The organism is Actinophytocola sediminis, assembly GCF_054779715.1.
Genome location: NZ_BAAGXS010000002.1, coordinates 1 through 20,194, shown reverse-complemented (window position 1 = coordinate 20,194; position 20,194 = coordinate 1). Strand labels below are relative to the sequence as shown.

General features: G+C 70.0%; 23 protein-coding genes and 2 tRNA genes. 18 read left to right on the top strand and 7 right to left on the bottom strand.

The features are described from left to right. Positions 1–92: 92 nt before the first annotated feature. From glfT1 to wzm, 3 genes are read right to left on the bottom strand one after another with little or no spacing between them, the layout of a single operon-like run. Positions 93–998, bottom strand: a complete 906-nt coding sequence (gene glfT1 / locus ACYVIP_RS00815; protein ID WP_460390851.1) for a galactofuranosyltransferase GlfT1 — start codon at positions 996–998, stop codon at positions 93–95. Continuing rightward, positions 998–1,816: a galactan export ABC transporter ATP-binding subunit Wzt/RfbE gene (wzt, locus tag ACYVIP_RS00810; RefSeq protein ID WP_460390849.1), complete on the bottom strand. Its 819-nt coding sequence runs from the start codon at positions 1,814–1,816 to the stop codon at positions 998–1,000. Before wzt ends, glfT1 begins: the two co-directional genes overlap by 1 nt. A 16-nt stretch (positions 1,817–1,832) precedes the next feature. Further along, positions 1,833–2,756 carry a galactan export ABC transporter permease subunit Wzm/RfbD gene (gene wzm / locus ACYVIP_RS00805; protein ID WP_460390847.1) on the bottom strand — a complete coding sequence of 308 codons (924 nt, stop codon included), beginning with the start codon at positions 2,754–2,756 and terminating at the stop codon, positions 1,833–1,835. Positions 2,757–2,918: 162 nt separating this feature from the next. Between wzm and ACYVIP_RS00800 the strand changes: the two genes are divergently transcribed. The 6 genes from ACYVIP_RS00800 to ACYVIP_RS00775 all read left to right on the top strand — a co-directional run bounded on the left by ACYVIP_RS00800 (position 2,919) and on the right by ACYVIP_RS00775 (position 6,156). Beyond that, positions 2,919–3,548, top strand: coding sequence for a hypothetical protein (locus tag ACYVIP_RS00800; RefSeq protein ID WP_460391089.1), 630 nt, complete (start codon positions 2,919–2,921; stop codon positions 3,546–3,548). A 22-nt stretch (positions 3,549–3,570) separates the two neighbouring features. Further along, the gene (locus ACYVIP_RS00795) at positions 3,571–4,056 is read left to right on the top strand and encodes a hypothetical protein (protein WP_460390845.1); all 486 of its coding nucleotides are present in this window, start codon (positions 3,571–3,573) and stop codon (positions 4,054–4,056) included. Positions 4,057–4,213: 157 nt separating this feature from the next. Continuing rightward, positions 4,214–4,435, top strand: coding sequence for a hypothetical protein (locus tag ACYVIP_RS00790; RefSeq protein ID WP_460390843.1), 222 nt, complete (start codon positions 4,214–4,216; stop codon positions 4,433–4,435). Positions 4,436–4,450: 15 nt separating this feature from the next. Further along, positions 4,451–5,500 carry a pseudaminic acid synthase gene (pseI, locus tag ACYVIP_RS00785; protein ID WP_460390841.1) on the top strand — a complete coding sequence of 350 codons (1,050 nt, stop codon included), beginning with the start codon at positions 4,451–4,453 and terminating at the stop codon, positions 5,498–5,500. A 30-nt stretch (positions 5,501–5,530) separates the two neighbouring features. Continuing rightward, a complete protein-coding gene (gene vapB, locus ACYVIP_RS00780; protein WP_460390839.1) occupies positions 5,531–5,749 on the top strand; it encodes a type II toxin-antitoxin system VapB family antitoxin in 219 nt (72 codons plus the stop codon). After that, entirely contained in the window at positions 5,746–6,156 is a 411-nt protein-coding gene (locus ACYVIP_RS00775; RefSeq protein ID WP_460390837.1) for a PIN domain-containing protein, read from the top strand. Before vapB ends, ACYVIP_RS00775 begins: the two co-directional genes overlap by 4 nt. Positions 6,157–6,188: 32 nt before the next feature. Here ACYVIP_RS00775 and ACYVIP_RS00770 read toward each other — a convergent pair whose 3' ends face one another. The 3 genes from ACYVIP_RS00770 to pseB are packed head-to-tail and all read right to left on the bottom strand — an operon-like array spanning position 6,189 to position 9,011. Beyond that, complete coding sequence (locus ACYVIP_RS00770; protein ID WP_460390835.1) at positions 6,189–6,905, bottom strand: phosphotransferase enzyme family protein; 717 nt, start codon at positions 6,903–6,905, stop codon at positions 6,189–6,191. Then, positions 6,902–8,035, bottom strand: a complete 1,134-nt coding sequence (locus tag ACYVIP_RS00765; protein ID WP_460390833.1) for a DegT/DnrJ/EryC1/StrS family aminotransferase — start codon at positions 8,033–8,035, stop codon at positions 6,902–6,904. Before ACYVIP_RS00765 ends, ACYVIP_RS00770 begins: the two co-directional genes overlap by 4 nt. Continuing rightward, the gene (gene pseB / locus ACYVIP_RS00760) at positions 8,028–9,011 is read right to left on the bottom strand and encodes a UDP-N-acetylglucosamine 4,6-dehydratase (inverting) (protein ID WP_460390831.1); all 984 of its coding nucleotides are present in this window, start codon (positions 9,009–9,011) and stop codon (positions 8,028–8,030) included. The genes ACYVIP_RS00765 and pseB overlap by 8 nt, the downstream gene beginning before the upstream one ends. Before the next feature lie 41 nt (positions 9,012–9,052). Here pseB and ACYVIP_RS00755 point away from each other — a divergent pair, with 41 nt between their 5' ends. The 12 genes from ACYVIP_RS00755 to ACYVIP_RS00700 all read left to right on the top strand — a co-directional run bounded on the left by ACYVIP_RS00755 (position 9,053) and on the right by ACYVIP_RS00700 (position 18,515). Continuing rightward, complete coding sequence (locus ACYVIP_RS00755) at positions 9,053–9,790, top strand: cytidylyltransferase domain-containing protein (protein WP_460390829.1); 738 nt, start codon at positions 9,053–9,055, stop codon at positions 9,788–9,790. Between the two features lie 7 nt (positions 9,791–9,797). Next, positions 9,798–11,228 carry a GNAT family N-acetyltransferase gene (locus tag ACYVIP_RS00750; RefSeq protein WP_460390827.1) on the top strand — a complete coding sequence of 477 codons (1,431 nt, stop codon included), beginning with the start codon at positions 9,798–9,800 and terminating at the stop codon, positions 11,226–11,228. Between the two features lie 57 nt (positions 11,229–11,285). After that, on the top strand, positions 11,286–11,654 hold the full coding sequence (locus tag ACYVIP_RS00745) for a VOC family protein (protein ID WP_460390825.1): 369 nt from the start codon (positions 11,286–11,288) through the stop codon (positions 11,652–11,654). Beyond that, entirely contained in the window at positions 11,651–12,403 is a 753-nt protein-coding gene (locus tag ACYVIP_RS00740; RefSeq protein ID WP_460390823.1) for a sulfite exporter TauE/SafE family protein, read from the top strand. The genes ACYVIP_RS00745 and ACYVIP_RS00740 overlap by 4 nt, the downstream gene beginning before the upstream one ends. Before the next feature lie 60 nt (positions 12,404–12,463). After that, positions 12,464–13,087: a dienelactone hydrolase family protein gene (locus tag ACYVIP_RS00735; RefSeq protein ID WP_460390821.1), complete on the top strand. Its 624-nt coding sequence runs from the start codon at positions 12,464–12,466 to the stop codon at positions 13,085–13,087. Continuing rightward, positions 13,087–13,872, top strand: a complete 786-nt coding sequence (locus tag ACYVIP_RS00730) for an ESX secretion-associated protein EspG (protein ID WP_460390819.1) — start codon at positions 13,087–13,089, stop codon at positions 13,870–13,872. The genes ACYVIP_RS00735 and ACYVIP_RS00730 overlap by 1 nt, the downstream gene beginning before the upstream one ends. A gap of 73 nt (positions 13,873–13,945) precedes the next feature. Further along, on the top strand, positions 13,946–14,407 hold the full coding sequence (locus ACYVIP_RS00725; RefSeq protein WP_460390817.1) for a hypothetical protein: 462 nt from the start codon (positions 13,946–13,948) through the stop codon (positions 14,405–14,407). Continuing rightward, positions 14,404–15,519 (top strand): PPE domain-containing protein, encoded by a 1,116-nt coding sequence (locus ACYVIP_RS00720; protein ID WP_460390815.1) that lies wholly within the window; start codon positions 14,404–14,406, stop codon positions 15,517–15,519. Before ACYVIP_RS00725 ends, ACYVIP_RS00720 begins: the two co-directional genes overlap by 4 nt. Continuing rightward, positions 15,512–16,267, top strand: coding sequence for an ESX secretion-associated protein EspG (locus tag ACYVIP_RS00715; protein WP_460390813.1), 756 nt, complete (start codon positions 15,512–15,514; stop codon positions 16,265–16,267). Before ACYVIP_RS00720 ends, ACYVIP_RS00715 begins: the two co-directional genes overlap by 8 nt. A 53-nt stretch (positions 16,268–16,320) precedes the next feature. After that, the gene (locus ACYVIP_RS00710; RefSeq protein ID WP_460390811.1) at positions 16,321–18,270 is read left to right on the top strand and encodes an acetoacetate--CoA ligase; all 1,950 of its coding nucleotides are present in this window, start codon (positions 16,321–16,323) and stop codon (positions 18,268–18,270) included. Between the two features lie 52 nt (positions 18,271–18,322). Further along, positions 18,323–18,412, top strand: a tRNA-Ser gene (locus ACYVIP_RS00705). Positions 18,413–18,442: 30 nt separating this feature from the next. Beyond that, positions 18,443–18,515: transfer RNA gene (locus ACYVIP_RS00700), tRNA-Arg, on the top strand. A gap of 104 nt (positions 18,516–18,619) precedes the next feature. Here ACYVIP_RS00700 and ACYVIP_RS00695 read toward each other — a convergent pair. Further along, positions 18,620–19,969, bottom strand: coding sequence for a tyrosine-type recombinase/integrase (locus ACYVIP_RS00695; RefSeq protein ID WP_460390809.1), 1,350 nt, complete (start codon positions 19,967–19,969; stop codon positions 18,620–18,622). Between the last annotated feature and the right edge of the window lie 225 nt (positions 19,970–20,194).

Sequence of the window (20,194 nt, the reverse complement as noted above, 5' to 3'; positions counted from 1 at the left end):
CACAAAGGCCGGCAGAACTGAACTTTCCGACTGCCGGATCCGTAGCGGAAAGGGGCTCACAGTCGGTAGAACGGTCACAGTCGGCAGAACGGTCACATCCGGAAGAAACGCTCCTTGCGGCCCTGGCGGCACAGCCGCAGCCACTGCACGAACGCCTTCGGATCCCGCTTGGTGCCGATGAAGTAGAGCCCGAAGCGGATGATCTCCAGCATGCCGATCTTGCGCAACCCCGGCTGGGAGAGCAGATAGCCCCGGTTGCGGTAGGTGTAGTACCGCTTGACCTCGTTTTCCGGGTCCTGCGCGTGGAACCGGCCGCCCAGCATCGGCTTGAACTCCTCCGAGCCGTCCGGGTGCAGGTAGGCCGCGCGCAGACAGGTGCCGAACGGCAGCCCGGAGCGCACCAGCCTGCGGTGGATCTCCACCTCGTCGCCGCGGAAGAACAGCCGGTAGTCCGGCACGCCGATGACGTCGAGGGTGGACGCGCGGAACAGCGCCCCGTTGAACAGCGAGGCGATCCCGGGCAGGAAGTCGGTGCCCAGCTCGTCGGTGCCGCGCTTCCAGGTCAGCCCGCGCCGCAGCGGGAAGGCCAGCTTGGTCGGCGTCTCGATGTTGGTCACCACCGGCGAGATCTCCGCCAGGTTGCGCGCGGTCGCCTCGGCCAGCAGGGTCTCGAGCACGTTCTCGTCGGCCGGGCGGCCGTCGTCGTCGGCACACCAGACCCACTCGGCGCCGAGCGAGAGCGCGTACAGCATGCCGAGCGCGAACCCGCCCGCCCCGCCCAGGTTGCGCTGGGATGGCAGGTAGGTCGTCGGCAGTTGGCTGGACTCGACCACGTCGCGCACCGGCTCGTCCGGTCCGTTGTCCACGACGACCAGGTGATCGGGCGCCCTGGTCTGCGCGGAGATCATCTTCAGCGACTGGGCGAGCAGCTCCCGGCGATGACGCGTGACGACCACCGCCACCACCGCGTCCGCCGGCAACCGCTCAGGAAGGTTCATCAGATCTCGCCGCTCTTGGTGATCAGTACGGGCGACTCACCGAGCCGCTCCAGCGTCTCCTTGTCCAGATGAGCGTAGGGGTCCCGTCCTTTGTACGCGGTGATGACCTCGCGCAGCGACCCCTGCATCTTCATCTGGCCCTCGTCCATCCACAGCGCCGAGTCGCACAGTTCGAACAGCAGGTCGTCCTGGTGGGAGGCGAACACCAGCATGCCGGAGCGCTTGACCAGGTCGACCATCCGCGAGCGGGCCTTGCTCAGGAACGCCGCGTCCACCGCGCCGATGCCCTCGTCGAGCAGCAGGATCTCCGGGTCGATCGAGGTGACCACCCCGAGCGCGAGCCGAACCCGCATGCCGGTCGAGTAGGTGCGCAGCGGCATCTGCAGGTAGTCGCCGAGTTCGGTGAACTCGGCGATGTCGTCGACCCGCTTCTCCATCTGCTTGCGGCTCATGCCGAGGAACAGGCCCCGGATCATGATGTTCTCCAGGCCGGAGATCTCCGGGTCCATGCCGACCCCGAGGTCGAACACCGGCGCGATCTTGCCGACGATCCGCGAGGAGCCTCTTGTCGGCTCGTAGATGCCGGCCAGCAGCCGCAGCAGCGTGGACTTGCCAGCGCCGTTGTGCCCGACCAGGCCGACCCGGTCGCCCTCCTTGAGGGAGAGCGTGATGTTGTGCAGGGCTTCGATGATCGGCACCTTCTGTTCGGTGCCGATCTTGCCGCCCACCTTGCCGAGAACCGCCTTCTTCAGTGACCTCGTCTTCGCGTCGAAGATCGGGAAGTCGACCGAGGCGTCCCAGACGTCGATGCTCACCATGTCGTTATCGCCTCACTCAGACCCAGTAGGAGACCCGGGCACGGTAGTTGCGCATGGCCACGAGAGCCAAGCCCCACCCCACCACGGTAAACGCCGCGACCACCACCCAGTGGTGCCAGCTCTGTTCGTTACCGATCAGCGGAGCGCGCAGCAGCTGGATGTAGTGGTAGAGCGGGTTCAGCTCGGCCACCAGGCTTCGCCAGCCCACGTCCTCCCCGGGGAACTTCGCGGTGAGGAGGTCGGTCGACCAGACGATCGGCGTCATGAAGAACAGCAGCTGGGTGAGGCTCTGGATGACCGGCGGGATGTCCCGGTACCGGGTGGAGATGATGCCGAACAGGATGGCCACCCAGCCGCCGTTGATCGCCAGCAGCACGAACGCCGGGATCGCCAGCAGGATCGTCCAGCTGATGCCGGGCTGAGGGGTGCCGTTCTCGGTGATCTCGTAGCCGACCTTGGTCAGCGAGGACCAGAAGATGGCCAGGACCACGAGGTACACGAGCAGGTTGTGCGCGAACATCAGGGTGAGTCGCCACACCGTGCGCAGCGCGTACACGGTCAACGGTGCCGGTAGGTGCTTGATCAGGCCCTCGTTGCGGATGAACGTCTCGGTGCCCTCGATGAGGCAGCCGTTCATGAAGTTCCACACGATGAACCCGACCGTCAGATATGGCAGGTATGTCGCGATCGGGCTGCCGAACAGCTGCGAGTACAGCAGTCCGAGGCCGGCCGCGGTGACGGCCATCGACAGCGTGATCCACAGTGGGCCGATGACCGACCGTCGGTAGCGCTGTTTGATGTCCTGCCATCCGAGATGGCCCCACAGCTGACGCTGCTTGAAGCCCTCGGTGATGTCCCCCCACGCCCGGGTCCAGCTTCTGGACGACGGTGTGGGTGGGGGGGTGGCCTGCTCCTGCTCGGCCGGGCTGGTTACTGGCACGGTTGTCGAGACTACCGCCGGCCCGGCGGGCACCCGCAGGGGCCGCAGGTCTCCGGAAATGTCCTTGTTACTGGGAAGTCGCAGGCAAGTCCACCCATTTGGCCCCCCGTGAGGCTGGTAACTTCTGGCCCCATGGTCGACGTCGTCCCGCAGCCCGGTCTGCTGCGCTCGCTGCTCGACGTCTACGCCGAGCACCCGCTGCCCAGGACCGTGGCCGTCGTGGGGAACCAACCGCTCACGCCGGACGTCGAGCGGGCCAAGGCCATCGACGCCGCGGACCTGGTGGTGCGGGTCAACGGTTTCAAGATCGACGAGCCGGGTACGCCGCCGACCGTGGGCAGCCGGACGCACGTCGTGGTGTTCAACCGGGCACTGCGCGCGACCAAGTGGGTCTTCGAGAACTACCGCGAGCGGCTGTACCTGATGGTGGAGCCCGGCAGGCTGCACTGGGAGCCCGACGACGTGCCCGGCTGGTGGCCACCCGACCTCGGGTTCGTCCCGGTGTCCAACCGCGAGGTCACCCTGCCGCTCTCGGACGCGCTCGGCCTGCCGACCAGGCAGGAGAGCACCTGGGCGACGACCGGCACGATGGCCGCCTGGATCGCGCGCACCAGCTACCCGGAGGCCGACCTGATCCTCACCGGCTTCTCCTTCGTCGACGACCCGAACCAGACCTCCTGGATGCATGCCGCGGGCGACTCCTGCATCGTCGGCCCGGAGCACCAGATCGCCGCCGAGGGGCGGTTGCTTCACTCCTGGACGCAGACCAGCCGAACCATGCTGCTGCGCTGAGCCATCTCGAGGAAACGTGAATATGGTTGAGAACCGTCCGAGCTCGCCCCTGCGCGTGGTGCTCGGGTTGCGCAAGAAGGTCGCCGACCGGCTCGGCCGGATGATCGACTGGCGGATCGTGCACCCGCTGGAGGGCAACCGGCTCTACCGGCTCTACGGCGCGGTCGACGAGCACGAGCGGCAGGTCAGCGAGCTGCGGGCGTCCCGGGACGACCTCGGCCGGCGGCTCGGCGACCTCGAGCGGCGCTTCGCCGAGGTGAGCAAGCTGCAGCACTGGTCGGCCGGTGAGCTGGAGCGGATCATCCCGCAGATCGGCGCCCAGGAGTCCCAGCTGGAGTCCCTGCGGGAGAAGCTGTCGGCCGCGCCGGCCGCGGACGGCCCCGAGCTGGCGGAGTCCCGGTCGCTGATCGAGGAGATCCGGCGCGAGCACAGCCAGATCCGGGTGCGGCTGACGGCGGTCGCGCAGTACGAGGACCGGCTGCGCAAGCTTGAGGATCGCACTCCGTAACAACGGACTACTGTATACAACGCTCCGTTACCAGTATTCACAGTTTACCGTTCAACTGTGAATTGTTGACCGCAATAGTCTACGACTCAACGGCTCAACTTCACCCTGTTGTGGGGGATCCTTGGCATACACAGGGTTTGGTAAAGGGGTCCGGGGCATGATCGATGTTCAGTGGTGGTTATCGGGCTACGACAATCGGGTGCACGCGTTCGGCAGCGAGGAAGCCGAGCGTGACTTCGGTGAGGCACTGTGTGAGCACAGCGTGCCCAACACGAAGATCACCTGTACCGACATCGGGGAGCGGTGTATCGCCTGTCTGTTGATCTTCGGGGACATGCTCGCCGACGTCCACGGCCAGGGAGCTTGGCGCGCCTCGTAGCGTAGTTTCGTGCGCATGCGCGAGGTTCGGATCGGCAAGCACACCATCGGCGCCGGGCATCGGCCGTTCGTCATCGCCGAGATGTCGGGCAACCACAACGGCGACCTGGACCGCGCGCTGGCCATCGTGGACGCGGTGGCCGCCACCGGCGCGCAGGCGCTCAAGCTGCAGACCTACCGGCCGGACACCATCACCATCGACGTCGACCTGCCGGCGTTCCGCATCTCCGCCGACCACGACCTGTGGGGCGGGGAGAACCTGTACCAGCTCTACCAGCGGGCGCACACCCCGTGGGAGTGGCACGAGCCGATCTTCCGCCGGGCACACGAGCTGGGCCTGACGGTGTTCTCCAGCCCGTTCGACCCGACGGCGGTCGAGCTGCTGGAGTCGCTGGACGCGCCGGCGTACAAGATCGCCTCCGCGGAGATCGTCGACCTGCCGCTGATCGAGCTGTGCGCGCGCACCGGCAAGCCGCTGGTCATCTCCACCGGGATGGCCGACGTCGCCGAGATCCACGCCGCGGTCGCCACCGCGCGGGCCGCCGGCAACGACCAGCTGATCGTGCTCGGCTGTACGGCCGCCTACCCGGCCTCGCCCGCCGACAGCAACCTGCGCAGTCTCCCGCTGCTGGCCGACACCTTCGAGGTGATCCCCGGCCTGTCCGACCACACCATGGGCATCGGCGTGCCGGTGGCCGCGGTGGCCCTCGGCGCGTGCGTCATCGAGAAGCACGTCACGCTCGCCCGGGCCGACGGCGGCGTGGACAGCGAGTTCTCCCTCGAACCGGCCGAGCTGGCGGCGCTGGTCACCGAGTCCGAACGCGCGTGGCAGGCGCTGGGCAGCCCACGTCTTGGCCCGAGGGAGGCCGAGCGGGAGGTCCGCCGCGTGCGCCGCTCGCTCTACGTGGTCGCCGACGTGGCCGAGGGCGACCAGGTCACCAGGGACAACGTCCGCTCCATCCGCCCCGCCGGCGGCCTTCCCCCCGCCGACCTCCCCAAACTCCTCGGCCGCACCTTCCGCGCCCCTGCCCCCAAAGGCACCCCGCTGACCTGGGACCTGGTCTGAACCGCAACTAGACATGATATCATCGATATCATGTCTGATATCCTGATCAGGGATGTGCCAGAGGGAACCCTCGTTGAGCTCGACCGGAGGGCCAGAGAGAGTGGTATGTCCCGCAACGAGTATCTGCGCCACTGGCTCGATCGGGAGATCCGGCCGCAGGTCAGCGTGACCAACGGCGACCTCGACCGGCTGAGTCAGCTCACCGGCGACCTGACCGATCCTGACGTCATGCGCCAGGCGTGGTCATGACGACCTCCCGTCCCTGGCTGATCGACAAGTCCGCGTTGGTCAGGCTTGCTGTCAGCCCGCAACGGGAGACGTGGCGGCAGCGCATCGAGCGCGGTTTGGTGCATGTCAGCACGATCACCCTGCTGGAAACCGGATACTCGGCTCGCTCCGCCCCGGACATGGCCGCGATCCTGCACCAGCCGCCGCTTGTCGACATGCCAGTCGAGCACCTCACGCCCACCGCGGAGAAGCGAGCACTGAACGTGCTGGAAGCCCTCGCCGAGCGGGGCCAGCACCGAGCGCCGTCAATCCGGGACCTCCTGATCGCGGCCATCGCCGAGCAGGCCAGGCTCGTCGTGCTCCACGTCGACAAGGACTTCGAACTCATCGCCGACATCACCGGCCAGCCTGTCGACCGGCTCCCGTAGGCCAACCACCTACCCGTCGCGGCAGGTCGCGTTCAGCGCAGTTCGGCGAGGCGGGTGCGGGCGTAGGCGGGTTCCAGGGTCCAGCTGGTGGCGGCTTCCCAGGCGTTGATCGCGGCTCTGGCGACGCGGTTGCGGGGGTGGGGGAGGCCGGCGGGCACCGGGAGGTCGGCCAGGTCGAGGTCGGGGTGGTCGACCCTGGCCTCGTCCCAGTCCAGCAGGCCGATGCCCTGGTCGGTGACCCGGACGTTGAGCTCACCGGGGTCGCCGTGCACGATCGTGTGGTCGCCGTCGAGCGCGCGCCAGGCGGCCCGCACGGCGGTGACCGCGTCGGCGGGCATGGCGCTCAGGTCGACGTCGCCGCCCTGGTCGGTGGTCAGCAGGTCCCTGGTGGAGGCGAAGCCGGGGCGCTGTGGCCAGTCCGCGGTGAGCGCGTGCAGCCGGCGCAGCTGCTCGGTCACCGCCGGCCAGTCGTAGGAGGTCGGCGCGCGGCCGGTCAGCCAGCGCGCCACCACGACCCCGTCGACGTGCCGGCGGCCGTCGTCGGCGGGCACCGTCTCGGGCACGATGAAGTCGTTGGCCGCCAGGAACTCCAGCAGGTCAAGCTCCCAGTCGAGCGACTCCGGGGTACGTCTGGTCACCCTGGCGACCAGCCGCTCCCCGCCCCGGCGCAGCTCCAGCACCTCGTTGCGGTGCCCGCCCGCGAGCCGGCCGACCACCGCCACCTGGCCCCACGGCGACAGATCCGTCATCGGAAGAACCCCCGGATCTCGTCGATCACCCGGTCGACGTCGGCGTCGTGCAGGTCCGGCCACAGCGGCAATGACAGCTCCTGGGCGTAGAAGGCCTCCGCCCCCGGACACAGTCCCCGCCGGTAGCCGAGGTCGGCGAACACCGGGTGCCAGTACACCGGCACGTAGTTGACCTGCACCCCGATGCCCCGCTCCCGCAGGTGCTCGTACAGCTCCCGGCGCCGACCGCCGAGCACCCGCAGCGGGTACAGGTGCCAGGCCGGCTCCGCGCCCGGCAGCGTCACCGGCGTGGCCACACCGTCCACATCGGACAACCCGGCGTCGTAGCGCGCGTGCAGCTCGGCCCGGCGGGCGACGAACGCCGCCAACCGGGTGAGCTGGCTGGAGCCAAGGGCGCACAACACGTCCGGCAACCGGTAGTTCAGCCCGAAGGCGTGCACCTCCTGGTGCCAGCCGCCCTCGTCCGGGAACCGCTGCCGGTCCCGGTCGCGGACCAGCCCGTGGTTGCGGAACTCCCGCGCCCTGGCGAGCAGCTCGGGGTCCGCGCAGCACACCGCGCCACCCTCGCCGGTGGTGAGGTTCTTGGTCGGGAAGAAGGAGAACGTGGTCAGGTCGGCCAGCGAGCCGACCGGCCGCCCGCGCCACGACCCGCCGACCGAGTGCGCGGCGTCCTCCAGCAGCAGCGCGCCCGCGTCGTTGGCCACCGTGGCCAGCTCGTCGAGCGCGGCCGGATGCCCGGCGAAGTCGACCGCGGCCACCACCCTGGTCCTCGGCGTGATCGCCGCCGCCGTCGCGGCCACGTCGAGGTTCCCGGTCTCCGGCGACACGTCGGCGAACACCACCGACGCGCCGTGCAGCGCCGCGGTCGCCGCCGTGGCGACGAAGGTCATCGGCGTGCACACCACCTCGTCGCCCGGCCCGACGCCGGCCGCCGCGTAGGCCACGTGCAGGGCCGCGGTGCCCGAGGTGACCGCGACCGCCGGCACCCCGCCGGTGACCCCGGCCAGGTCCGACTCGAACCGCTCGACCGCCGGTCCGGTGGTCAGCCAGTCGCCGCGCAGCACCTCGGCCACGGCCGCGACATCGTCCTCCACAATGGACTGGCGGCCGTAGGGCAGGAAGTCAGCCATCCTGCTCGACCAGCGCGTGCAGCTCGTCGTCGGTCAGCCACAGGTCGTTGGTGTCCGAGCGGTAGGCGAAGCCCTCGGCCACCGGCGTGCCGTTGGCCGGCGGCTGGTAGCCCCAGCCGGCGATGTGCGGCATCACCACGTACCGGTCGCCGAGCAGCAGGGTCCGGCGGGAGTCGTCCGGCGAGATCATCTCCTCGTGCAGCTTCTCACCTGGCCGGATGCCGACCTCCCTGAGCTGCGAGCCCGGCGCGATGGCTCGCGCCAGGTCGGTCAGCCGCATGCTCGGGATCCGCGGCACGTACAGCTCGCCACCATGCATCTGGTCGAACGAGTCGACCACGAACTTGACCGCCTGCGGCAGCGTGATCCAGAACCGGGTCATCCGCAGGTCGGTGATCGGCAGCGGCTCGCCCTGCTCGGCCAGCGACCGGAAGAACGGGATGACGCTGCCGCGCGAGCCGAGCACGTTGCCGTAGCGCACCACCGAGAACCGGGTCGGATGCCCGGAGGCGTAGTGGTTGCCGCTGACGAACAACCGGTCGGCGCACAGCTTGGTCGCGCCGTAGAGGTTGATCGGGCTGGAGGCCTTGTCCGTGGACAGCGCGACGACCTTGGACACCCCGCAGTCGATCGCGGCCTCGATCACGTTCTGCGAGCCGGTGACGTTGGTCTGCACGAACTCGAACGGGTTGTACTCCGCGGTGTCCACCTGCTTGAGCGCCGCCGCGTGCACCACGTACTCGACGTCGTGCATGGCGCGCTCGAGGCGCCGCCGGTCCCGCACGTCACCGATGAACCAGCGCAGCCGGGGGTCGTCGTCGAACAGCCTGCGGGCCTCGTACTGCTTGAGCTCGTCGCGGGAGAGCACCACCAGCCGGCGTGGGTTCAGGTGCTTGAGCGCGTGGGCGATGAACGCCTTGCCGAAGGACCCGGTTCCGCCGGTCAGCAGAATGCTGGCTCCGTCCAGCAGCGCCATCGTTACCTCCGTGGGGTCGCCCGTCGTCGCAGTGCGCCATCATGGCACCCGTGCGAGTCAACGCGGTCATCCAGGCACGGTTGTCCTCCACCAGGCTGCCCGGCAAAGTCCTCCGCTCGCTCGGCACGCGCAGCGTGCTGACCTGGGTGGTCCGGGCCGCCAAACAGGTGCCGGCGTTCGGCGAGGTCATCGTGGCGACCTCCGAGGCGGACGACGACGACCTGGTCGCCAACGAGGCCACCAGAGCGGGCGCGACCGTGGTCCGCGGCCCGCTCGACGACGTGCTCAGCCGCTTCGAGCTGGCCGCCCAGCAGCACCCGTGCGACGCGGTGGTGCGGCTGACCGCGGACTGCCCGCTGCACGACCCGGCGCTGCTCGCGCAGGTCGTCGGCCTGTGGCTGGCCGACCCCGACCTGCACTACGTCAGCAACACGCTGGTCCGCACGCTGCCCCGCGGCCTGGACGCGGAGCTGGTGCGCCGCGACGTGCTCGCCGAGCAGTACCGCAACGCGACCGGGGCGCACCGCGAGCACGTCACCTCCGCCATCTACACCCAGCCTGCGCTGTACCGCTGCGCGGGCGTGGTGAGCGGCGAGGACAACTCGGACCTGCGGGTCACCCTGGACACCGTCGAGGACGCGGCGCTGCTGGAGGCCGTGGTGACCGAGCTCGGCGACGGCCTGCCGAGGTGGCGCGAGGTGGTGGCGCTGCTGCGCTCCCGGCCCGACCTGGTGGCGATGAACGCCGAGGTCCCACAGAACCCCGTGCCGACGGTATGACGACACTATGACGACACTGCTGCTGCGCGCGGACGGTGGCCCGGCGATCGGCGTCGGGCACCTGGCCCGCTGCGTGGCGTTCGCCGAGGCGGGGGTGGCCCGTGGCTGGCAGGTGGTGTTCGCCGGTGACCTCGGCGGCGCGGACTGGCTGTCCGCCCGGCTGACCGCGCTGGCGGTCCCGGTCCTGCCGGCGACGGCCATCGACGAGGTGCCCGCCGACGTGGTGCTGGTCGACCACTACGGCCTGGGTGAGCTGCCGGCGGTGCGGGCGCGGGCGACGCTGATCTCCCTGGAAGACGGTCACTACGGCCGCCGGGCCGCCGACATCGTGGTCGACTCGAGTCTGTCGCCGGTCGCCCGCCCGGCCGACGGGTCGGCCGTGCACCTGGCCGGTCCCCGGTTCGCCCCGATCCGCGCCGACGTGCTCGCCGCCCGCGACGCCCGGTCACCGGTGGCCGGCGACCCGCCGAAGGTGGTGGTCGTGATGGGCGGCGGTGCCGCGGCCCCCACGGTCGCCGCCGCGCTCGTCGCGCTGCGCGACACCGGGCTGCCGATGTCGGTCCTGGCGGTGGCCGCCGGCGAGGTCGCGCTGCCCGAACCCGCCCCCGGCCAGCACTTCACGGTCGGGCCGCCGACCCCGACGCTGCCCTCGGCGCTGGCCGAGGCCGACCTCGCGGTGAGCGCCGCCGGCGTGACGCTGACCGAGCTGTGCTGTATCGGCGTCCCGGCCGCCATCGTGCGGCTGGTCGACAACCAGGCCGTCGGCTACCGGGCCGCGCTCGACCTCGGCCTGGCCGTCGGCCTCGGCACCCCGGCCGACCTGCCGGCGGCCACCGGGACGCTGCGTGCGCTGCTGGGCGACCAGGCCCGCCGGGCGGCGCTGGCCGAGGCGGGCGCCGCGACCGTGGACGGCGCGGGCGCGGCCAGGGTGCTGACCGCGGCGACCCTCCAGGTCCGCGAGGCCACCGCCACCGACACTGCCACCGACACCGCCACCGACACCGACATGCTGCTGGCCTGGCGCAACGACCAGGAGACCCGGGCGTGGTCGCGCGACCACCAGCCGGTGACCCGCGCCGCCCACCAGGCCTGGCTGGCCGCCACGGTCGCCGATCCCGACCGGCTGCTGCTGGTCGTCGAACGCGGCGGCCAGCAGCAACCGGTCGGCCTTGGCACCGTGCGCTTCGACCGGTTGGCCGGCGCGACCTGGGAGGTCAGCATCACCGTGGCGCCCGAGCACCGCGGCCGAGGGCTGGCGTCGGCGATCCTGATGGTGGGCGAGGGCGCGCTGTGCGCCCGCGCCGAGGTGGCGACCGTGCTGGCCAACGTGCACGAGGACAACAAGGCCTCGCTCGCCCTGTTCGGCCGGGCAGGCTACCGCCCGGTCGACTGCACGGCCGACGGCCAGTACACCTGGCTGGCCAGGACCGTCGGCTGATCGGCGTTGGAGCGAACTCACACCTGTTCACCCGTGATTACGTGCGACGATGCCGGTATGTCAGCTCGGTTCAAGGACCTGGTCATCGACTCGGCCGACCACCACAAGCTCGCGGACTGGTGGTGTGCCGCGATGGGATATGTCCGCAAGGACGAGCACGAGGAGCCGGCCGACGGCTGGCTGCGCCCGCTCGACTGGCCGGTGCCGATCGTGGACCCCGCCGGGGAGGGCCCGGCGATCTGGGTCGTGCCGGTGCCCGAGGGCAAGACCACCAAGAACCGCCTGCACCTTGACGTCTGGGGCAGTGTCGACGAGCTGGTCGAACTGGGCGCCTCGGTGCTGCGCGCCCAGGACGACGAGATCGACTGGGACGTCTTACTCGACCCGGAGGGCAACGAGTTCTGCGTGTTCAGCCCGCCCGCGTGACCCCGCTCGAAGCGGGCATCGTCGGGTTGGTCGGGGTGATCGCCGGGGCGATGAACAGCGTCGTCGGCTCCGGCACGCTGGTGTCCTTCCCGGTGCTGCTCGCGATCGGCTACCCGCCCGTGGTGGCGAACATCTCCAACGGCCTCGGCCTGGTGCCCGGCTCGATCAGCGGCGCGATCGGCTACCGCCGGGAGCTGGTCGGCCAGCGCGACCGGCTGCTGCGCCTCGGCGCGGTGACCGTGGTCGGCGCGGTCGGCGGCGCGTTGTTGCTGCTGGTGCTGCCGGCCGACGCGTTCGAGGCCATCGCGCCCGCGCTGATCCTGCTCGCGCTGGTGCTGGTCGTGCTCCAACCCTGGCTCGCCCGCCGGCTGGCCAAGCGGGAGCGGCGCCATGAGCACGGTGGGCCGGTGCTGCTGGGCGGTGTGCTCGCGGTCGGCGTCTACGGCGGCTACTTCGGCGCGTCCCAGGGTGTGTTGAACCTCGCACTGATGGGGATCATGCTCGACGAGCACCTGCAGCGGCTGAACGCGGCCAAGAACGTGCTGACCGCGACCGCGAACCTGGTGTCCGGCCTGGTGTTCGTGTTCGTCGCGGACGTCGCGTGGCCGGTGGTGGTGCTGCTCGCGGTCGGGTCGATGATCGGCGGCCAGGTCGGCGCCCGGTACGGCAGGCGGCTGCGCCCGGTGTGGCTGCGTGGGATGATCGTCGTGGTTGGCGTGGTCGCCATGGTCCAACTGTTGATGTCCTGATTACTCCATTCGGAGTCCAACCGTTGACTCCTGTTCACCTCCTCATGGTTGGGTATCGAGATGTCTGCTACCGCAACCCGCACCGAACCAGTGCAACTGGCCGACGGGCGCGCGCTCCGGATGACGATCGCCGAGCCGCCTGCGGTGGTCAGAGGTGGTTTGGTCGTGCTGCACGAGGAACGCGGGGTCACCGACTCCGTGCCGGCGCTCGTGGACGCGCTGGCCGCCGAGGGCTGGCTGGTGGTCGCGCCGCAGCTGGACGCGGAGACCATGCTCGCCGGCACCGACCTGGCGTTCGGTTGGCTGGCGCAGCAGGGGATCGGCGCGGACATGATCGGCATCGTCGGCTTCGAGCTTGGCGGCTCGGTCGCGATGGTCGTCGCGGCCAGCCGGGACATCGGCGCGGCGGTGTCGGTGGCCGGCGGCGGCATCCGGCAGCCCTCGGCGCCCGGTCTGCCGGCGCTGATCGACGTGGCCGGTGAGCTGCGCTGCCCGTGGCTTGGCCTCTACGCCGACAAGTTCACCGACGAGGTCGAGCTGCTGCGCGAGGCCGCCGCCCGCTCGGTGACCGCGACCGACGTGGTGGTCTTCCCGTCGACCGACCATCGTTTCGACCTGCACCCGGACGCGGCTTTCGAGTCGTGGCAACGGATGCTGAACTGGTTCGACGCCCATCTTCGCTGATGACCGGGACCACCCTGTCGCACCTGGAGTTCGATCTCCTCTGGGAGCACCTCGGCGCGGGTGAGCTGCCCTACCCGCTCGAGGTCGCCGCGCACGGCCACACGATGGCCGCGCGCGCCGAGCTCCGTGACCAGGTGCGGGAGTCGTTGCGCGCCAAGGGACTGCACGACGGCAGCCGGGTGTCGCCCCGGCTGGAAGAGCAGTTGATGTTGTTGGCGCACAACACGTTCACCGTGGACGCGCAGCTCTCGGTCGGCGAGTACGTGCGGGTGCTCGCGGCGGCCGACGGTGAGGTCGGGGTGCTCGCCGCGCAGACCGACACCGAGCTGCGGGTGGCCCAGGTGCGCGACGGCAGGCTGGTGCCCGCGGTGATGTCCATGCTGCCGCCGGAGAAAGCGGGCCCCGGCGGTCCGGCGCGATTACCGAAGGCGATCTTCGACGCGGCGATCGATGATTTCGTCGGCGGTGGTTATGCCGGGTTGGAACGGGCGATGACCACCGCCGGGGTGACCGGCCGTGAGCTGCGCGCCGTGCTCACCCTGGTCGAGTCGAGCAGGCACGGCGGCGGTCAGGCGGCGGCCACCCGGACCGACAACCTGGGGCGGCGCACCAGAACCAGGGTGGTGAACTGGTTCGACACCTCGGCCGGGCGCTACCTCGTGCACACCGAGACTGCCCGCGACCGGGTCGACTGGTTGACGATCGTGCCCGCCGACACCGCGCGCGTCGAACAACGGCTGACCGAGGTGGCGACGGCGGGCGCCAACCGGCCCGAATGGTCCTGATCGGCTACGAATCGCACGGTCAGCTCGGTACTGTGACAGTCACCGTCGAATCGTCAGATGGGGGATGTTCACGATGGTCGAGCCAGCGCCACCGGCCGGTCCGTTCCCGGCGGCGGCCGCGCGGGCACTAGCCCCGGTCGCCGGACAGGTCGAGCAGGTCAGGGAGCAGGCGGCGGCCGGTGGCCTGCGCATCGACCTGACCGCGGCCGAGCAGTTGCTGCGGCAGGTCCAGCAGGTCCGCCAGCGCGCGGGCGACCTCGCCGCCAACGGATCCACATTGGACACACCGCTGCACTTCGGCGACAACTGGGTCGGCCGGATCATGTCCGCGCGGCTGCGCTCGGTCGCGGTCGACGAGCACGGCGGCGTGACCCCGGTGCTGCGCATGTTCCACGACGTACTCGACTCGGTCGAGGCGGTCATCCGGCTCGCCGCCGGCTTGTACCGGACCACCGACGAGCAGGTGGAGAGCGACCTGCGGCTGGCGGCCAGCCGGCTCGGTGACCACAGCGGACTGATCGGAAACCAGTCATGAACGCCATCGTGCCCGGCGGCTGCTACCCGCCACACTGGCCGGCCCCGCCCAGTTGCTGGCCGCCATACCCGCCCCAGCGGGAGCCGGACCCGGAGTCGTTGGACGCCGAGGTCGACTGGCTCACCTACCCCCACCACGAACTGCACCGGATGGTCCACGACGGCCTCGACCTGACCGGGGCGATGGAGGTGTCCGCCCAGTGGGCCAGGCTCGGCGAGGACCTGGCCGAGATCGGCACCGCGCTGCGCGACATCGTCGAGGAGTCGGCGGCGGCCTGGGAGGGCCCCGCGGCCGACCTGGCCCGGCAGACCATCGCCGCGCTCACCCACTGGGCCACCGACACCGGCACGCTGGCCACCAAGGTCTCCGCGTGCGTCACCATCGAGGTGGACAACGCCACCAACGCCCGGGACGAGATGCCGGCGCCGCCGTTCCCGGTCGTGGAGCTGCCCACACCCGAGCTGCCCCGCATCGAGGCGTTCACCACCAACGACTGGGCGATGGCGCCGCAGATCACCGCCGACCCGTCCGGCCCGCTCAAACACGAGCAGGCACTGCACGAACAGGCGGCGCGCACGCTGGAGCGGTTCCAGACCTCCTCCCGGGAGGTCTACGAGACCGTGCCGCAGTTCAGCCCGCCCCAGGTTGGCGGCCCGCTCATCAACCTGCCCGAGCAGCCACCCCAACCACCCCAGCCGCCGCAGCCACCCCAACCCCCGCAGCCCCCACCCCCGACGGTGCCGCAGACCGGCCCACCGCCGGCGCCGCCCGGCCCGGCCGTGCCGCCGGGCGCCCCCATCTCGGCGGGCGGCTCGACCAGCACCCCGGAACGACCCGTGGCGGCGCCCCCCGCCGCCGGCCCGCTGCCGGGCACCGCCACGCCCCCGGCCAAACCCCAACCAGCGGCCCCCGCCGCCGCGACCGGGGGTCCGGACCGTTCCCCAGGACACGCGCCGATGGGCGGCATGCCGATGGGCGGGGCCGGCGCGGGCGGGGCAGACGACACCGTGCGCAAGACCGCCGCGTACCTCAAGGAGGACGAGGACGTCTGGGGCGATCGGGACACGCCGACGGCCAACTCGGTGATCGGGGAGGAGCGGCGCCGTGCGTGACCAGGCGTCCGGCTGGATCCAGGTCAGCTCGATCGAGTTCTTCCTGTTGTGGACGTCGCTGGGCCTTGGCGAGCCACCGGTGCCCCTCGAGGTGGCGCACGTAGGCCGGACCAGGGAGTCCCGCGCGGCGATGGCGCACGCCGCCTCGCAAGCGCTTGCCGACCGCGACCTCGGCACGGTGGCCGCGCCGGCCAGGGACCTCGCGCTCATGCTGCGCCAACTCGCCGGCGACGGGCTCACGCTCGACTTGCGGGTCCTCGGCCAGGGCTCACCCCTGGTCGGCTACGCCACCGCAGGCGACCGTGGCGGCGCCGTCGCGGCCAGGGTCGACGGCGAGATCCGCCTCGGCTCGGTCAGGTCGACCGCCGTCGCGGGCTCGCTGCTGGCGTCGCTACCGCCGATGCCCGCCGGCGACGGCCGCCCGGCGAACATCCCGGTCGCCGACTACGAAAGCGCTTGCGCCGAGGCCCGCCGCGAAGGCGTGAACGGCTTCGTCCGGGTCCTGCACGAGGCCGGCGTCCGCCAGCAGGAGGTCAGCGTGCTGGCCCACGCACTGACCACCAGGCGCGGTGGCGGCCAACTGGGCGCGTCGTACCGGGGGACCAGAGCCCCCGGCCTGCTCACCTGGCTGGACGCCGAGGACGGCCGATACGCGCTGCGCCGGCACGGCCCCTGGCTGACGGTCACGCCGGCCGATCTGCCGAGACTGACGTCGATGGCCGAGGACGTGGTGGCCGACCTGCGGTAGGTATGGCGGAGGGCACCATGGCCAGGGTCCCGTTTTTGGGATAGGAACAGGTCATGACCTCCACTCCAGAGTTGCTGTGGCGTCCGGACCCGGAACGGGCCGCGGCGAGCCGGATGGCCGCGTTCCGCTCGTGGCTGGGTGCCCAGCGGGGGGTGGCGGTCGAGGACTACGACGCGCTGTGGCGGTGGTCGACCACGGAACTGGCGGGGTTCTGGGGCGCGTTGGCCGAGTTCCTCGAGGTCAGGTTCCACGACCAGCCGACAACGGTGCTGGCCGAGGACCGGATGCCCGGGGCGGTCTGGTTCCCCGGCGCGACCCTGAACTACGCCGAACACGCCCTGAGCACCGGCCCAGGCAAGTCCGACGAGGACCTGGCGGTCATCTTCGACCGCGAGGACGGCCGATCCGAGCGCCTGACCTACGGAGAGCTGCGTAGTCAGGTGGCCGCCGTCCGCGCGTCCCTGGTCGAACTGGGCGTGCAACGGGGTGACCGCGTGGTGGCCCTCGCGCCCAACGCGCCCAGCACGCTGGTGGCCTTCCTGGCGGCCGCGAGCCTGGGCGCGACCTGGTCGTCCTGCTCACCGGACTTCGGGGTGCGGGCGATCGCCGACCGGTTCACCCAGATCGAGCCCAAGGTCCTGTTCGCCGTGGACGGCTACGTCTACAACGGCCGCGAGTTCGACATCCGCCCAACGGTCGACCGCCTCCGCGCCGAGATCCCGACGCTCGAAGCCACCGTGCTCATCAACTACCTGTCCGCGGAAGCGGAGCTGCCCGGCACCATCCCCTGGCACACCCTGTCGCGAGATGCCGAGCTGGCCTTCGACCCAGTCCCGTTCGACCACCCCCTGTGGATCCTGTACTCCTCCGGCACGACCGGCCTGCCGAAAGGCATCGTCCACGGCCACGGCGGCATCGTCCTGGAACACCTGAAGGCCCTGGCCCTGCACTGCGACTTCGGCCCGGGCGACCGGTTCTTCTGGTTCACCACGACCGGCTGGATGATGTGGAACTTCCTCATCGGCGGCCTGCTGGTCGGGTCGACGGTGGTCATGTACGACGGCAGCCCAGCGCACCCCGACCTGAACACCCTCTGGTCCCTGGCCGAGAAGAACAAGGTGACCTACTTCGGCACCTCCGCCCCCTACATCCAGTCCTGCCTGAAACAAGGCCTCACCCCCGCCACCACCCACGACCTGTCCACCCTGAAAGGCCTCGGCTCAACCGGCGCCCCCCTGAGCCCGGAAGGCTTCACCTGGATAGCCGACGAGGTCGGCAAGGACGTGCAGATCTGCTCCATCTCCGGCGGCACCGACCTGTGCGCGGCCTTCGTCGGCGCGGCCCCCGACGTCCCCGTCTGGCGAGGCGAACTCAGCTGCCGCATGCTCGGCGCCGCCGTCGAGTCCTACGGCGACGAGGGCAACGCGCTGGTAGACGAGGTGGGCGAGCTGGTCATCACCCGCCCCATGCCCTCCATGCCCACCGAGCTGTGGAACGACCCCACCGGCGAACGCCTCCGAGCCGCGTACTTCGAGCCCTACCCGAACACCTGGCGCCACGGCGACTGGATCCGCATCACCCCGAGGGGTTCAGCAGTCATCTACGGCAGAAGCGACAGCACCCTCAACCGAGGCGGCGTCCGCATGGGAACCAGCGAGTTCTACCGCGTGGTCGAGTCGTTCCCCGAGGTTGAGGACTCCCTGGTCATCGACACCTCAGCGGGCTCGGAAGGCGAGCTACTGTGCTTCCTGGTGGTAGCGGCGGGGGCGGACCTGACAGCCCTGGAGCCGCGCCTGAAGGTCGAACTGCGCCAGGCCCTGTCCCCGAGGCACGTGCCGGACAGGTTCATCCAGGTAACCGAGATCCCCAGGACGCTGAACGGCAAGAAGTGCGAGGTCCCGGTGAAGAAGATCCTCGCCGGCACACCCCCGGAGCGGGCCGTGAGCCGGGACGCGCTGGTGAACCCGGACTCGCTGGGGGTGTTCGTGAACCTGGCCCCGTGAGAGGGGGGTCCACCGCTGTAGTAGGCTTCGGCGCGAGCGGCCTGGGGCCCCGGGAGGCTTCGCCTAGTCTGGTCTATGGCGCCGCACTGCTAATGCGGTTGGGGGCAACCCCTCCCGGGTTCAAATCCCGGAGCCTCCGCCATCCGGCCCTGGCTGGATGACAACTGAACATGCGCCCGTAGCTCAACGGATAGAGCATCTGACTACGGATCAGAAGGTTAGGGGTTCGAATCCCTTCGGGCGCGCTGTCTGGTTGAGACAGTAAGACCAGGTCAGGGCCTTGTCTCTCGAGTTAGAGACAAGGCCCTGCCTGTTGCTCCGTCTCACTCTCCGTCTCAGTTGGCCAGTTTCACGCCACCACCGGCACCTCAGTCGTTCCGTCGTCGTCGCCGGGCCGGCCGGCCCACAACAGACCACCGATCTGCCGCGCGATCCGGTGCCGAACCTCGTCCGGGACGTGCATGTAGCGCTTGGCCATGTCGGCCTTCGACCACCCCATCATGTCCATGGCGGCACGGTCCGAGACACCGAGGACGAGCAGGAAGGTCGCGGCGGTGTGTCGCGCGTCGTGAAGCCGTGCCTCGCGCACACCCGCGGCTGCGAGCAGTTCCTTCCACTCGCCGTAGTCCGCGCGCGGGTCGATGGGCTTGCCGGCTGGCTGAGCGAACACCCATCCGTTGTTCTGCCACAGGTTGGCCGCGTGCGTACGTTCCTCAGCTTGCGCGCCTTGGTGCTCGATCAGCGAGCGAGCGAGTGGTGAGGGCAGGCTGACCACCCGGCGTCCGGCCCGGGACTTGGGCTCTACTATCACCAGCCCGCCACCGTGCCTGGTCGGGCACTCAGCACCACGTTTCCGACCACACGGCGCATCTGGGTCGCATCCGTGCTGCCAGGTCTGGCGCTGCAACGCCCGGCGAACGGTGAGGGTGCCGCTTGGGAATGCCTGTGGACAGTCCACGGGAGCGCTGCCGCATGGGTCTTTCTCCGGACACCCGTGGTGCCATTCCGTGGTGATGTCCGGCCATTTCAGACCCAATGCCTCTCCTTGCCGAAGTCCAAGGGCTAGCGCGATGGCCCATCGAACACCGTTCCGCCGGTCGTGCGCAAGGGACAGAATAGATTGCGCGTCATCTACGGTTAGCGGCTCGATTTCGGTTTCCGTCATCTGTGGTGAGCGGACAACCCGAATCGGGTTACGCGTGATCCGGTCCCGCTTCTCCGCCTCGTTTAGGGCGGCTCGGAGGGTCCGGTGCACCTGTAGAAGGGTGGACGGTTTGGCTCCCGATTTGCGGAGACTGGCGTAGAAACGTTCCACCTGTTCCGGTTCCAGCTTTTCCAGTCGGTGCGCACCCAAGCCGGGAGTCAGGTACTTGTGAATGGCCGTGCTGTAGTACGTCTGAGTCTTGTACCGCACGTTTGGCTGCGCGATGTGTTCGAACCAATGGAGTAGCCATTTCTCAACGGTCCATTTACCACCGCCAGCTTTTCGGGCCTTCCCGCTGTCACGTTCCCGTTCGAGGGCGCGCACGCCACGGATTACCTCCGCCTCAGTTTTGCGTTCGACGTGTCGCCGGTCCGGTGTGCCGTTATCGCGAACACCCATTGTTACGCGTCCGTGCCATTTGCCGTCTGTGCCGAGGTAGATGGTTGAGGCTCCGTTGGGCGCGCGTGTTCCTTCGGCGCGTTTCTTGCGTGGCATTGGGAGTGTGGTTCCTTTCCGGGTCGGTTTTGGGCATAGCTTCGCCCCGGCCGGTTTGTGGTGTGAGGAAAGAGGCTGTACCAAAAAAGGGGGGTTGGTCTACGGCGGTGATCAACCCCCTCTTTGGTACAGCCGTGGTTAGGCCGCGTGTTGGGTGGTGAGTTGTGTGGCGTAGGTGTCGAGTGCGGTTGTAGGGATGCGGCGTAGGCGTCCGATTTGGACGGA

Excerpts from the sequence above, each read along its gene's own strand:
- glfT1 (WP_460390851.1), bottom strand. The coding sequence starts at position 998 with ATGAACCTTCCTGAGCGGTTGCCGGCGGACGCGGTGGTGGCGGTGGTC.
- wzt (WP_460390849.1), bottom strand. The coding sequence starts at position 1,816 with ATGGTGAGCATCGACGTCTGGGACGCCTCGGTCGACTTCCCGATCTTC.
- ACYVIP_RS00795 (WP_460390845.1), top strand. The coding sequence starts at position 3,571 with ATGGTTGAGAACCGTCCGAGCTCGCCCCTGCGCGTGGTGCTCGGGTTG.
- ACYVIP_RS00790 (WP_460390843.1), top strand. The coding sequence starts at position 4,214 with ATGATCGATGTTCAGTGGTGGTTATCGGGCTACGACAATCGGGTGCAC.
- pseI (WP_460390841.1), top strand. The coding sequence starts at position 4,451 with ATGCGCGAGGTTCGGATCGGCAAGCACACCATCGGCGCCGGGCATCGG.
- vapB (WP_460390839.1), top strand. The coding sequence starts at position 5,531 with ATGTCTGATATCCTGATCAGGGATGTGCCAGAGGGAACCCTCGTTGAG.
- ACYVIP_RS00775 (WP_460390837.1), top strand. The coding sequence starts at position 5,746 with ATGACGACCTCCCGTCCCTGGCTGATCGACAAGTCCGCGTTGGTCAGG.
- ACYVIP_RS00770 (WP_460390835.1), bottom strand. The coding sequence starts at position 6,905 with ATGACGGATCTGTCGCCGTGGGGCCAGGTGGCGGTGGTCGGCCGGCTC.
- ACYVIP_RS00765 (WP_460390833.1), bottom strand. The coding sequence starts at position 8,035 with ATGGCTGACTTCCTGCCCTACGGCCGCCAGTCCATTGTGGAGGACGAT.
- pseB (WP_460390831.1), bottom strand. The coding sequence starts at position 9,011 with ATGGCGCTGCTGGACGGAGCCAGCATTCTGCTGACCGGCGGAACCGGG.
- ACYVIP_RS00755 (WP_460390829.1), top strand. The coding sequence starts at position 9,053 with ATGGCACCCGTGCGAGTCAACGCGGTCATCCAGGCACGGTTGTCCTCC.
- ACYVIP_RS00750 (WP_460390827.1), top strand. The coding sequence starts at position 9,798 with ATGACGACACTGCTGCTGCGCGCGGACGGTGGCCCGGCGATCGGCGTC.
- ACYVIP_RS00745 (WP_460390825.1), top strand. The coding sequence starts at position 11,286 with ATGTCAGCTCGGTTCAAGGACCTGGTCATCGACTCGGCCGACCACCAC.
- ACYVIP_RS00735 (WP_460390821.1), top strand. The coding sequence starts at position 12,464 with ATGTCTGCTACCGCAACCCGCACCGAACCAGTGCAACTGGCCGACGGG.
- ACYVIP_RS00730 (WP_460390819.1), top strand. The coding sequence starts at position 13,087 with ATGACCGGGACCACCCTGTCGCACCTGGAGTTCGATCTCCTCTGGGAG.
- ACYVIP_RS00725 (WP_460390817.1), top strand. The coding sequence starts at position 13,946 with ATGGTCGAGCCAGCGCCACCGGCCGGTCCGTTCCCGGCGGCGGCCGCG.
- ACYVIP_RS00720 (WP_460390815.1), top strand. The coding sequence starts at position 14,404 with ATGAACGCCATCGTGCCCGGCGGCTGCTACCCGCCACACTGGCCGGCC.
- ACYVIP_RS00710 (WP_460390811.1), top strand. The coding sequence starts at position 16,321 with ATGACCTCCACTCCAGAGTTGCTGTGGCGTCCGGACCCGGAACGGGCC.
- ACYVIP_RS00695 (WP_460390809.1), bottom strand. The coding sequence starts at position 19,969 with ATGCCACGCAAGAAACGCGCCGAAGGAACACGCGCGCCCAACGGAGCC.